The following is a 13,438-nucleotide window of genomic DNA, read 5'->3' as shown; positions in this document are numbered from 1 at the left end:
TAAAATTAAGAATAGAAAATAAAAAATGAAGAAAATTATAGTATGTTTTATCGTTTGTGTTTTAGCAATAAGCGCTGTTACAAAAGCACAAACAAGAGGAGGAATTACAACTGCAGCACCTTTTTTATTAATTGCTCCTGATGCAAGATCTGGAGGTATGGGAGATATTGGAGTTGCTACAAGTGCAGATGGGTTTTCACTTTTTCACAACCCATCTAAAATAGCTTTTAGTGATAGAGAAGTTAAAGCTGGTATAACGTATTCTCCTTGGTTAAGAAATTTAACAGATGATATTTTTATAGGTAGTGCTTCTTATATGAAAAGATTTAGTGAAAATGCTGCCTGGGGTGCAGAATTTAGATATTTCTCTTTAGGACAAATAGATTTAACGGACAATAATGGAAACCCAAACGGTTCAATAAACCCTAACGAATTTGTTGTAACAGGTGTGTATTCATTAAAATTGAGTGAAACCTTTTCTATGGGAGTTGGTTTAAAATATTTAAGATCTAATTTGTCTTTTAACGGTACAGCAGGTAACACGTTACAGCCAATAAATTCATTTGCTGTAGACGTTTCTGGATACTACCAATCTTTTGAAGAAAACTATGGTAATTTTAACGGACGTTATAGAATTGGTTTTAATATTACTAATATTGGACCTAAAGTATCGTATACTCCTGGTCAAGAAGATTTTATTCCTACGAATTTAAAATTAGGAGGAGGATTTGATTTTATTTTGGACGATTACAACACGATTTCTACAACATTAGAATTTACAAAATTATTAGTACCTACACCACAACCTGATGGTTCTGATCAAGAAATTGGTTGGGTAGAAGGTATTTTTACTTCTTTTGGAGATGCTCCAGGAGGGTTTAGTGAAGAGTTGCAAGAATTTACCTATGCTTTGGGTGCAGAGTATTTATACAACAATGCATTTGCTATTAGAGCAGGATATTTTAATGAAAACCCTAATAAAGGAAATAGACAATTTTTTACTTTAGGAGGTGGTTTTAAGACCAATGCGTTAAATATAGATTTATCGTATTTAATCAACTCTTCTGATGTAAATAACCCTTTAGAAAACTCATTACGTTTTTCTTTATCATTTGATTTAGGTGAAATTTTTGACGATTATTAAAACTCATTAAATGTATACAACTCAAAGGCAGTCTCATTAGGCTGCTTTTTTTGACTAAAATAATATGCACAAAATTCAGGTTTCAACATCGGTCACTATTTTTAATGATATTTCAGAACTTCAAAAAGAAGATTTATTATTAATGAACAAGGCAATAGAAGCAAGAAAAAAAGCCTATGCACCCTATTCTAAGTTTAATGTTGGTGCAGCAATATTGTTAGAAAATGGTGAGATTGTTTTGGGAAATAATCAAGAAAATGCAGCTTATCCATCAGGAATGTGTGCAGAAAGAGTCGCTATTTGGAATGCAGGGTCTCATTACCCAGGGGTAAAAATTAAAAAATTAGCAATTACAGCCAGTTCAGAACTCTCAAAAGTAGATAAACCTATAGGACCTTGTGGTGCATGTAGACAAACACTATCTGAATATGAAATCAATCAAAAAACACCTTTTCAGGTTATTTTTATGGGAGAAGTAGGGGAAATTGTCAAAACAGAGTCGTTACTTTCTTTATTGCCTTTTTCGTTTGATAGTTCATATTTATGAGAGTAGATATTTCATCTAGAGAAGACATCAAATTCATTATCACAAAATTTTACAATGAGTTGTTAGGTGATCCAAAAATGTTTCCTTTTTTTAAAAATATTGTTGCAGATAATCATTTACAAAGCCATATAGAAGTTATTACAAATTTCTGGTCAGATATTTTATTAGATACAGCAGTGTATTCAAATAATGTTATGAAAAAACATCTAGACCAAAATGCTTTTACAAGGTTTAAAAAACAACATTTTACGATTTGGATATCGTATTTATTTGCAACGATTGATAACTATTTTGAAGGACAAAAATGTAACTTAATGAAAAATAGGGCAACGTCTATAGCAACAGTAATGCAACTTAAGATGAATGTTTATGAAAATTAAACGTCTAACTTTTTATAGGTAATATTCTTTAGAAATCGTTTTGAGTTTCCCATTGTTATGCGTGCATAATAAATGCAATGTAATTTCTTTTCATATATTGCTCTGTCAAATTAAACGTTTATGGTAAATTCTAAAATAACAGGAACAGGTACTTTTATTCCATCAATAAAAAAAGAAAATAAAGATTTTTTAAATGAAGATTTTTTGAATAATGATGGGAGTTCTTTTTCTTCAGAAAATAAAGTTATTATAGAAAAATTTAAAGCCATTACGGGTATAGATGAAAGACGCTATGCAAAGCCAGAATATACAACCTCAGATTTAGCATTTTTTGCAGCCGAAAAAGCAATAGCAGATGCAGGCATAAACCCAGAAGAACTAGATTATATCATTTTAGCGCATAATTTTGGTGATGTTAAAGAAGGTACCGTTCAAGGCGATATGTTACCAAGTTTAGCAACTAGAGTTAAATATCGCTTGCAAATAGAAAATCCCAATTGTGTAGCTTATGATATTTTATTTGGCTGTCCAGGTTGGGTAGAAGGAGTCATACAAGCGCAGGCATTTATTAAAGCGGGTATTGCAAAAAAATGTTTGGTTATAGGTGCAGAAACCTTGTCTAGAGTTGTAGATAAACATGATAGAGATTCTATGATTTATAGTGACGGAGCAGGTGCTTGTATCGTAGAAAAAACATCAGCATCTGATTCGGGAATTTTAGCACACGCCTCACAAACATGGGCAAAAGAAGAGGCTTATTTTTTATTTTTTGGTCCGTCTTATAAACAAGCCAAAACAAAAGATACCCGTTATATTAAAATGTATGGTAGAAAAATTTACGAGTTTGCCATAACAAATGTACCTAAAGCTATGAAATCTGCTGTAGATAAAAGCGGTATAGCTATAGAAGATATAAAAAAAATATTTATCCATCAAGCCAATGAAAAAATGGATGAAGCCATCATAAAACGTTTTTACAGGTTGTATAAAAAGCCAGTACCCAAAGATGTAATGCCTATGAGTATTCATAAATTAGGCAATAGTTCTGTAGCAACTGTTCCTACATTATTAGATTTGGTTTTAAAAGGCCAAATAGAAAACCAAGAAGTTAATAAAGGAGATGTTGTGCTTTTAGCCTCTGTAGGTGCAGGGATGAATATCAATGCAATAGTATATCAATTTTAAGGAATACTCATTTGTTGTAAAAATTATAAATTCTTATCGTAAATCTAATTCAAAATATTATTTTTGCGCATGCAACAAGACAAGGTACTTATTTTAGATTTCGGTTCGCAATACACGCAGCTAATTGCGAGAAGAGTTAGAGAATTAAACATTTATTGTGAAATTCACCCATACAATCATCCACCAAAAAACCAATCAGAATTCAAAGCGGTTATACTATCCGGTAGCCCAAACTCTGTAAGAGGAGAAAATGTTTTACACCCAGATTTATCAGAAATTAGAGGTAAAAAACCAATGTTAGCGGTTTGTTACGGTGCTCAGTACTTAGCACATTTTTCTGGAGGAAAAGTAGCACCTTCTAATACTAGAGAGTATGGTAGAGCCAATTTATCTTTTATAAAAAGTGATGAGACTTTTTTTGAAAATATATCAGAAGGTAGTCAAGTTTGGATGAGTCATTCAGACACTATTAAAGAATTGCCAACAAATGCAAAATTACTAGCAAGTACTAAAGACGTAGAAAATGCTGCTTATACAATTGATGGAGAAACAACTTTTGCTATTCAATTTCATCCAGAAGTATATCATTCTAAAGATGGTAAACAATTACTAGAAAATTTTTTGGTAAAAATTGCAGGGGTTGCGCAAACATGGACCCCAGATTCTTTTGTAGATAGTACAGTAGCATCAATCAAAGAAAAAGTAGGAAACGACAAGGTAGTTTTAGGGCTTTCTGGAGGTGTAGATTCTACAGTTGCCGCAGTGTTACTAAACAAGGCTATCGGAAAAAACCTATACTGTATTTTTGTAAACAATGGTCTTTTACGAAAAGATGAGTTTAAAAATGTGCTTGCACAATACGAAGGTATGGGTTTAAACGTTAAAGGAGTAGATGCTTCCAAACGTTTCTTAAAAGCTTTAAAAGGTGTAACAGACCCTGAACAAAAAAGAAAGGCTATAGGAAATGCATTTATTGAAGTTTTTGATGATGAAGCACACCAAATTAAAGATGTAACTTGGTTGGCACAAGGTACAATTTATCCTGATGTTATTGAATCTGTTTCAGTAAACGGAGGGCCATCTGCAACCATTAAAAGCCATCATAATGTAGGAGGTTTACCTGATTTTATGAAATTAAAAATTGTAGAACCATTACGTATGATTTTTAAAGATGAAGTAAGAAGAGTAGGAGCTTCTATGGGAATTGATCCAGAGTTATTGGGGCGTCACCCTTTTCCTGGTCCTGGGTTAGGAATCCGTATTTTGGGAGATATTACCGCAGAAAAAGTACGTATCTTACAAGAGGTAGATGCTATTTTTATAAACGGACTTAAAGAAGATGGTTTATATAATAGCGTTTGGCAAGCAGGGGCCATGTTACTTCCTGTTAATTCTGTAGGAGTTATGGGAGATGAGAGAACTTATGAAAAAGTAGTAGCTTTAAGAGCTGTAGAAAGTACAGATGGAATGACCGCAGATTGGGTAAATTTACCCTACGAATTTTTGCAGAAAACATCTAATAAAATAATTAATAACGTAAAAGGTGTAAATAGAGTTGTGTATGATATTAGCTCAAAACCACCTGCAACAATAGAATGGGAATAACGTACATGAAGCACCTCAAATTTTTTATTCTTTGCTGTTTTTTAACCTTTTCTGTTTCATGCGGACAGCAAAAAAAATACATTCAATATAAGGTTAAAGAAGGAGAAACAATGCGCTCTATAGCCAGTAAATTGGATATGAAAACAAAAGATTTGTTAAGGTTAAACCCTGATGTGGCTAGAAAACCATCAGCAAACACAGTAATAGTAATTCCAAACAAAAAAAGTGTTACCAGAGTACAACCTAATAAAAATATAGTTAAAGATAAAAAGAAACATCTTGAGAGCAAAAAAGCAATAAATGAAAAAGAAACAGCAAAAGATGATGCTTTAGAAGAACTCAAGAAAAATTTTGTGATTTACCAGGTAAAAAAAGGAGATACCTTTTATGCTTTAACGCGTTTCTACAATGTAAAACAAACTGATTTGTTAGCTTTAAATCCAGAATTATCTGAAGGACTAAAAACAGGACAAATTATCAAAATAAGACCAATAGTAAATGAAGTAGCATCAAATATTACCATTTATGAAGATGTAATAAAAGAAGGTATTTCTATTAAAGTTGCTCTCTTGTTACCTTTTGTAACAGAAGAAAATGATAGTCTACAAGCAGAAGAATTATTTACAAGAAGTAGGTTAGCCAACATTGTTACAGATTTTTACTTAGGGTCAGAAATTGCAGTAGATTCTTTAAGAAAGCAAGGGGTAAATGTAACTGTTAACGTATATGATACAGGTAGAAATAGTACTAAATTAAATACGATACTAAAAGATATAGATTTAGATGATAATGATGTTATTATTGGACCATTGTATTATGAAGAAGCACAGTTTTTATCAGGCAAAACATCAACACCAGTTGTATATCCAATATATTCTAAAAATCAATCTAAGTTTACCTCATCAAAATTGATCAAAACGTCTCCTGAAAAAGAAGTTTTTAGAGAAGAACTTTTAACGTTTTTAAAAGATAGTATTAGTAACCAAAATATTATTGTTGTTGGTGATGGTAAATTCGCTTCAGATGTATCATCTAAGATGATTGCATCTACTTTAGAAGCGCACGATTCTATTGCTAAAGTGCATGTGGTAAAACCAAAAGAAGGATACATTCCTAGAGAACGATTTACAAATGTTTTAAAACCTGATACAAAAAATTGGCTTTTGTTGGCTACAGATGATAAAGTAATTGTCTCTGACGCTATAAATAGTGCAAATAGTTTGGCAGATTCCTTACAAATGCGAGTGTTTACCTATAATAAAGGAAAAGCATTTGAAAAAATAGATAACTTAAAATTAGCTAGAGTAAACTTTACTTATGTAAGTGATGAATACGTTGATGAAAACTCGCCAATGACAAAAACATTCAATGCACAATACATTAAAAACAATAATGCTTTACCATCTTTTTATGCTACAAAAGGTTTTGATATTACTTATGATATTTTAATAAGATTAGCTTCTGGTAAAAAATTAAAATCTACGTTTAAAGATGGGGCATCTTTTAGAGTCGAATCTAAATTTGATTATAATAATAAATTACTTGGAACAACAGAAAACAAAGGGCTTTTTATTGTAAAGTATAATAAAGATTTAAGTCTTAAAAGACTCAAATAAATCATCTTATAAAAAAATCCGCTACTAGCGGATTTTTTTTATAGAAAAGATAAAATTATATTTTTTTCATCTGCTGTTTCATCATTTGCATTTGTTCTTTTAGCATACCATGCTTGTCAAGCTTTTTAGCTTCAGCCATTAAAGTAGTAGCTTCACGTTTACGTCTTTTGGTCATTGCTATACCTGCCAATTGTAATTTAGCCATAGCCAAATCATGATCCATAGCCAAACCTAAACGTACAGCTTTACGCAAAAACTTTTCTGACTGTGTAATGTTAGTTTGACTTAACATAATACCATGTAAATAATTGTAGTAGCCTTGTTGTTTTGTGGTTAAAGCAGCTTCAGGGTTTTTTATATAACTCAGCCACTCTTTTGTACTGTCAAAATTTTGCTTTCTCAACTGTAAAAAAGCCAATAAAATAAATTCGTTTTTAAAATAAAACAAGACAAAAATTCCTGCTAATAATAGAATGGAAATTCCATTCATAATATTTCCTTGGCTAAATTGGTACACAGACCAAACTGTAATTAAAGCAGCTAATACTAATTTTATATTTTTATGAAACATTTATTTTTTATTTGTCTACCCGAAAATAGTCGAGATGTTATTTAAATATGAAAGGGCAAAAATACATTTTCTTGCTAAATTTCTATGGAACTTCTAATGAAATTTCTTTTTTTAGGTTTTTTTACCAAGAAGTTACTTTTTGTAATATTTATTATTTTTAATGTATGCTAAAGAAGCTAAAATAGCTACAAATCCTACAGAATAATATACAGATGTTGGTGTAATAACTTTATCTCCACTAGCATAAGAATGCAATCCAGATAGATAAAAATTAACACCAAAATAGGTCATCATAATAGAAGCATAAGCAACAATTGTCCATAAATTAAAAGTATACCTACTTCGTAAACCAGGTATTAAACGCATATGCAAAACAAAAGCATAAACCATTATAGAAATTAATGCCCACGTTTCTTTTGGGTCCCATCCCCAATATCTTCCCCAACTTTCATTGGCCCACATACCTCCTAAAAAGTTACCAATGGTTAACATAATTAAACCTACAGTAACGGTCATTTCATTAATAATGGTAATTTCTTTGATATTTATATCCATCTTCTTTTTGTTCTTTTTATTGGTGAAGACGATTAAAAAGAGCGAAACAATCCCTAAGATCATTCCTAAAGAAAGCGGTCCATAACTAGCTACTATAATAGAAGTGTGTACCAAAAGCCACCAAGAATTTAAAACGGGTTGCAAGTTTGCAATTTCAGGATCTAACCAATTTTGATGAGCAAAACCTAGCATAATGGCTACTAAGAAAGTAGTCGCAGCAATGGTAAGTGTAGATTTTCTACCTATAAAAAGACCAAATAACATTGTAGACCAAGCTACAAATATGATAGACTCATAAGCATTACTCCAAGGAGCGTTACCACTAATATACCATCGAGCTCCTAAACTAAAAGTGTGTAATAAAAATAAGAGAATAACACCACCAATTAAGATTTTTATAAAAGTATTTACCCATTTTTTAGTGTTGAAAATTTCAATAAAAACAAATATGAGAAGCACTACACTTAAATAGCCGTAATATTTGGCTAGTGCTTGAAAAGGCTGAATTTTATTATAAGATATTTCTAAATCAATTTTTTCTTCATTAGGATATACTTCTGAACCATACTTCTTTTGAAACTTTTGTAGGCCACTTAAAATTTGATTGGCTTTGGTGTAATCTCCAGTTTTTTTCCCTTCTTGTAAGAAACTGATGTAAACTGGTAAAGACTGACGTACAAAAACAGAGTCTATCCCTTTAAAACCAGCTTTAGTTGCTTCTGGTTTAGAAACCCATTTGTTGTTTTCATCATTCGGGATTGGGTAGATTCTCAGTATTCCACCACCGATAGCACTGTATAGTAAACCAATTCTTCTATCAATTTTTATTAAGTCTTTTTCAAACTTATTTTTGACATTTTTTTTCTGTGCTTCAGCAACTTGTTCTCTTATTCTATATTCACCTCTCGGAGTAATAAAATCTGATAATCTGGCATACTCAGTGGTTGTCTCTAAATTTAAAAATTCTCTAATTTTGGTATTTCCTTTTTCTAAGTAAATAACAGGTACTTCAAACCACAAGCGCGGATTTTCTACAATAGAAAGCAACACTTGACTTGCAGCCATGTTTTTAAATGTTTCAGTATGACTTACTTTTCTAACCAATTCAGACGCAAAAGTATGTGCAGGTTTCATTCTACCTCCAGCATCTTGGATAATCAATCGATTAAAATTTTCTGCATGATCTTCGTCTATCAAATTTGCATGTAAAATAGAATCTATTTGTCTGTCAGCTATCCTTATTTGTTGATGATTAACGGTTGTGCTTTGTTGTGCATGGTCATGGCCATCATGATTATCATGTTCATCATGATTGTGTTCTTGTGCATAATTTACTGTACTAAATACGATACATAAAATAGCGGTTAAAGTAGCTTTTTTAGTTCGTATTTTTTTTAGTGTCTTTTTTAAAGTATCAAAGCGTGTATGTTTGGCAAAAAGAATACAAATTAAACCTGTGTAGAGTAGCGAGTATCCTAAATAGGTTATAAAAGTACCTAAGAAATCATGGTTTACAGATAAATGAGTTTCTTCTACGGGGCCAGATAAATCATAACTAGATTGAAAAAACTTATACCCCTTATGGTCTAAAATATGATTCATAAAAATACGGTAATCAAAAGTTTCATTAGGGTCTATAACTGTAACTTCGCTGGCGTAAGAAGCAGCACTTTCTGATCCAGGATATTTCTCTAACTGAAAGTCATTCAATTTTACAGAAAAAGGTGTCTGTAAAATTTTAGAGCCATAGAGCATTCTAAAGTTTAATCCGCCTACAGCAACTTCTTCAGATCCTTGAGAGTTAAATTTACCACCTGTTAACTCAATTCTTTTTGTCTCACCATTAGTACTTATATCTAGCGTAATAACGTCTAGCTTTTTATCATCTTTTGGACCGCTTACAGTTTTCATCATACCTTTTTCTGCAGGTCTAGGCACAACAAATTGTAAACCAGCAACATTATGTAAGGTTAAATATTGAAAATGTTGAATAGAATCTTTTGTTAATTTTCCTCTTTTTTGATCTGCCATACGCAACCAATCTCCATTTTCTTTGGTTATTATTTTTAAGCTTCCATCTTGTTTTTTAAAGTTGATAGATGCATTGTCATCCTGAGCATCAAAACCTACTAAAACCCCATGAATATTTTGGATGGTCCCTTTTTTTATCCAATGTTCGTGTCTAGTACCGTCTGTAGATTCTACAAAAAACAAATGTTCAACTCCGTTTTCATCTTCAACTAATTTCTTTTCTGCCCATGGAATATAATCAACTAAATTGATTGTAAATTCTTGTTTTTTGCCGTCAGATTTAAAATCATCACTAAAAGACCAAGAGTTTTTACCCCAAGCAGAGAGCAACATAGGTTTATTAATTTCTGGCTTTTGAAGTTGCCCATTATCAACAACAACATTTAAGTAGGTAGTTTCTGACAAAAATTGATTAGTCGTTTCTCCTTCTTTAATAAGCATTATTCCTTCATACCCTATATACCTAGTAATTCCAGCACCAATGAGAATGAACAAAAAGGCCAAATGAAACATGAGAACAGACCATTTTTCTTTTCTAAGCAATCTATATCTAAAAATATTTCCAAAAAAGTTAATCACAAAAAAGACCATTATAGCCTCAAACCACCATGCATTATAAATGAGTGCTTTAGAAGTCTGTGTGCCATAATCATTTTCTATAAAAGTAGCAACGCCCATGGCAGTTGCAAACAGAAAAAAAAGGATAGCCATTAAACGAGTAGAGTAGAGAAAATTAAATGCGTTTTTCATCTTGAAATTAAGCTTTTTAAAAGAGTTACAAATTTACGCATAAAAGCACAAAAAACCTTTACTGATAGTTTATATTTAAGTGTTAAAATACCTAAAAAATATATGGATAATTCAAAAATAATACCTGAGAAAATCAAAGAGAAAGTGCAACATGCGTTACGTTATTATCCGCAATTAAATGATGTTTATATTGAGTTTAAAATCAAAAAAAATATTAAAAAGTCTACAATGCAGGCAAGACCTACTTTTGGAAGCTTTTTTAAACCTAAAAAGGATAGAAAATATTTGATTTTAATTAGTCAGAAATTTAAAATTTCAGGCAAAGAGTTTTCTACTCTTGATATTCCTGATGATATTTTTATTGGTTGGATAGGCCATGAATTAGGACACATTATGGATTATCAAAATAGAGGGAAGTGGAATTTAATTTGGTTTGGAATAAGGTATTTGTTTTCTGAAAACTATATTGTTAAAGCAGAAAGAGCTGCCGACAATTTTGCGGTACAGCATAAAATGGAAGATTATATTTTAAAAACAAAAAACTTTATACTAAGTCATGCAGATATTTCTGAAGTGTATAAAAACAGAATGAGAAAGTATTATCTGTCTCCAGAAGAAATAATGGTTTTGGTAGCAGAAAGAGATAAAATGAAAGAGGTGTTATCATAAATCTGGTTGTTTTTCACTCAAATATTTCCAATAGCGTTTTGGAACGTGCCTAACATGAAGTTTTATATTTTTACGCTCTTTAATATTGGTGCTATCAAAATAATCTTTCCATAATTTTTGAAAATGGAATTCTTTATCGGAAAAGAAATTATTGTCTGTTTTTGTAAAGTCAAAGTTTTGTGGGAATTCCATGTTAATGAACTCTAACGTTTGCAAGTTGTAATACATACCATAATTTCTTTTGATATCATAAATAACCCATTTTTGATCTGCATATCTGTTTTTAAAATGCTTAGAAATTAAGGGTAATACATTAAAATCTGGTTCTATATTGGCAAAATAAATAGTGTCTTTGGTAAGTTTAAATCTAATAAAAGCTTCCATTCTATGTTTTTCTCTGCTTACATTTTTAGCAACTTGTGAGGTTTTTAAAACGCTAGGGTTCGTATAGTCTGTGTCTACCTTTTGTTGATGGTTAAAAATGTATTGAATGTAAGATAGTAATATGTTTTCTATATTCTCCTTTTCGCTTAAAAAAGCATAGTAGATTTTGGTTGACGTAATTGTAGATGCTTTCCGTTTTAAACCTTGCCAAACTCGGTCAGATTTTTCTAAATCTGTAATAATACTTTCATTTTCTGAAAATAATCTATTTTGATTTGTAAGTTGATTTTGAATAGTTACTTGCTGTAATTTGTACTCAAAAACATAAAAAACACAAGATAAAAAGCCTTCAAAAGAACCATCGTATACTAATGTTTTTTCTTGCATCCTAGGTTTTATATTCATTAAAAAATATTAAAAAGAAGTGAAGCTATAATGGTTAAGTGAACAAATTTAATTGAGGGCTTAACATTTTTTCATATTTACTTTTAGAATTTTTTAGGATAAAACTTTTAATTTTTTCTGCTGTTAAGTCTCTTCTTTCAAATTGATGACTATCGCAAACTAAAAAGTATTGAGCTCTGTTAAAAGATATTCCAATTTTTTTAAGATGCTCCCAATTTAATCTCCTATATTTTCTTGCCATTATAATTTTGGCAACAGATTTCATACCCACACCAGGAATTCTAGCCAACATTCTTTTACTTGCTTTATTTACATCTACAGGAAACTCCTGCAAGTTTCTTAATGCCCAACTTAGTTTTGGATCTATGTCTAAGTCTAAATTTTGATGCTGTAAGTTTACAATTTCATTGGTTTGAAAACCATAAAAACGGGTTAACCAGTCTGATTGGTACAACCTGTTTTCTCTTAACATTGGTACTTCGCTGCCAATAGTAGGCAACCTGTTATCATAACTAATAGGAACATAACCCGAGTAGTAAACCCTTTTTAAATTGTAGTTTTTATAGTAATGTTCTGCTGTTTTTAAAATTTGGAAATCATTTTCTCCACTTGCGCCCACTATCATTTGAGTGCTTTGACCTGCAGGAGCATATTTTGGGGTGCTTTTAATAATCTTTTTTTCTGCTTTGTATTGGATGATTTCATTTTTTACCTTGTCCATGGGTTTTATAAAATCTTCAAATTTTTTATCAGGAGCTAGTAATTGTAGTCCAGATTTTGTTGGAATTTCGATATTTACACTCAATCTATCTGCATATAAACCAGCCTCACGCATTAATTCATCTGAAGCACCAGGAATAGATTTTAAATGAATATACCCGTTAAAATTTTCTTCCAAACGTAATTTCTTGGCAACGGCAACTAAACGCTCCATAGTGTAGTCTGCACTTTTAAAAATACCAGAACTTAAAAACAAACCTTCAATGTAATTTCTACGATAAAAATTTATAGTTAAGTCTACTACTTCTTGTACCTGAAAAGCAGCTCTTTTTACATCGTTACTTTTTCTTGTAACACAATAGGCACAGTCGAAAATGCAATAGTTTGTCAATAAAATTTTTAACAAAGAAACACACCTACCATCTTCTGTGTACGAATGGCAAATTCCCATTCCTGTAGCATTTCCTAAACCTTTGTTTGTATTTGATCTTTTGCTTCCGCTAGAAGAACAAGAAACGTCGTATTTTGCAGCATCTGCCAAAATTTTTAGTTTTTCTAAAGTGCGTTCAAAAGACATAAACTCTTGGTTTTTTGGTGTTTCTTAAAAATATTGAGCTTTAATTTGCTGAGGTTAATCTTGCATGAAATTAATTATTTTCAGCTTTTGAAAAACATGTTGTTATAATACTTTTCCACAAAATGAAATGTTTTTAAAAAAGGAGAAAACCTTTTCTAGAATTCTACAAGTAAGCAAACAAGTTTAGCCCAGATTGAGCGGCTTGTTTGAGCTCTTTTTTATGTCTTGTTAAGTTTGAGACTTGATTAAAGAAATGGAAATACCTTTTATAAAGGCAACTACTACAAAATTTGATATAA

11 protein-coding genes are annotated in these 13,438 nt (G+C 31.1%); 7 read left to right on the top strand and 4 right to left on the bottom strand.

What is annotated here, in order from left to right; translation table 11 throughout:
- Nucleotides 1–25: 25 nt before the first annotated feature.
- From porV to DUT90_RS06100, 6 genes are all read left to right on the top strand, one after another.
- On the top strand, nucleotides 26–1,144 hold the full coding sequence (gene porV, locus DUT90_RS06125) for a type IX secretion system outer membrane channel protein PorV (protein ID WP_114426277.1): 1,119 nt from the start codon (nucleotides 26–28) through the stop codon (nucleotides 1,142–1,144).
- Nucleotides 1,145–1,208: 64 nt separating this feature from the next.
- Nucleotides 1,209–1,691 (top strand): cytidine deaminase, encoded by a 483-nt coding sequence (gene cdd, locus DUT90_RS06120; RefSeq protein ID WP_114426276.1) that lies wholly within the window; start codon nucleotides 1,209–1,211, stop codon nucleotides 1,689–1,691.
- Entirely contained in the window at nucleotides 1,688–2,071 is a 384-nt protein-coding gene (locus tag DUT90_RS06115) for a group III truncated hemoglobin (RefSeq protein WP_114426275.1), read from the top strand. The genes cdd and DUT90_RS06115 overlap by 4 nt, the downstream gene beginning before the upstream one ends.
- Nucleotides 2,072–2,191: 120 nt before the next feature.
- Nucleotides 2,192–3,256, top strand: coding sequence for a 3-oxoacyl-ACP synthase III family protein (locus DUT90_RS06110; protein ID WP_114426274.1), 1,065 nt, complete (start codon nucleotides 2,192–2,194; stop codon nucleotides 3,254–3,256).
- A gap of 69 nt (nucleotides 3,257–3,325) precedes the next feature.
- The gene (gene guaA, locus DUT90_RS06105) at nucleotides 3,326–4,861 is read left to right on the top strand and encodes a glutamine-hydrolyzing GMP synthase (RefSeq protein WP_114426273.1); all 1,536 of its coding nucleotides are present in this window, start codon (nucleotides 3,326–3,328) and stop codon (nucleotides 4,859–4,861) included.
- Between the two features lie 5 nt (nucleotides 4,862–4,866).
- Nucleotides 4,867–6,477, top strand: a complete 1,611-nt coding sequence (locus DUT90_RS06100) for a LysM peptidoglycan-binding domain-containing protein (RefSeq protein WP_114426338.1) — start codon at nucleotides 4,867–4,869, stop codon at nucleotides 6,475–6,477.
- 55 nt (nucleotides 6,478–6,532) lie between these two features.
- Here DUT90_RS06100 and DUT90_RS06095 read toward each other — a convergent pair whose 3' ends face one another.
- Nucleotides 6,533–7,048, bottom strand: coding sequence for a DUF2892 domain-containing protein (locus DUT90_RS06095; RefSeq protein WP_114426272.1), 516 nt, complete (start codon nucleotides 7,046–7,048; stop codon nucleotides 6,533–6,535).
- Nucleotides 7,049–7,180: 132 nt separating this feature from the next.
- Complete coding sequence (gene ccsA / locus DUT90_RS06090; protein WP_114426271.1) at nucleotides 7,181–10,384, bottom strand: cytochrome c biogenesis protein CcsA; 3,204 nt, start codon at nucleotides 10,382–10,384, stop codon at nucleotides 7,181–7,183.
- A gap of 102 nt (nucleotides 10,385–10,486) precedes the next feature.
- Between ccsA and DUT90_RS06085 the strand changes: the two genes are divergently transcribed.
- Entirely contained in the window at nucleotides 10,487–11,053 is a 567-nt protein-coding gene (locus DUT90_RS06085) for a hypothetical protein (RefSeq protein ID WP_114426270.1), read from the top strand.
- Here the strand turns inward: DUT90_RS06085 and DUT90_RS06080 are convergent.
- Together DUT90_RS06080 and DUT90_RS06075 are read right to left on the bottom strand one after the other, a co-directional pair.
- On the bottom strand, nucleotides 11,048–11,842 hold the full coding sequence (locus tag DUT90_RS06080; protein WP_408962306.1) for a TIGR03915 family putative DNA repair protein: 795 nt from the start codon (nucleotides 11,840–11,842) through the stop codon (nucleotides 11,048–11,050). The two genes, DUT90_RS06085 and DUT90_RS06080, sit on opposite strands and share 6 nt — an antisense overlap.
- 34 nt (nucleotides 11,843–11,876) lie before the next feature.
- On the bottom strand, nucleotides 11,877–13,139 hold the full coding sequence (locus tag DUT90_RS06075) for a putative DNA modification/repair radical SAM protein (RefSeq protein ID WP_114426268.1): 1,263 nt from the start codon (nucleotides 13,137–13,139) through the stop codon (nucleotides 11,877–11,879).
- Nucleotides 13,140–13,438: the final 299 nt, after the last annotated feature.

It is taken from the genome of Polaribacter sp. WD7 (genome assembly GCF_003335085.1).
Taxonomy (GTDB): domain Bacteria; phylum Bacteroidota; class Bacteroidia; order Flavobacteriales; family Flavobacteriaceae; genus Polaribacter.
Note: the sequence above shows the minus strand (reverse complement) of the source record. Positions and strands in the feature narration are given on the sequence as shown.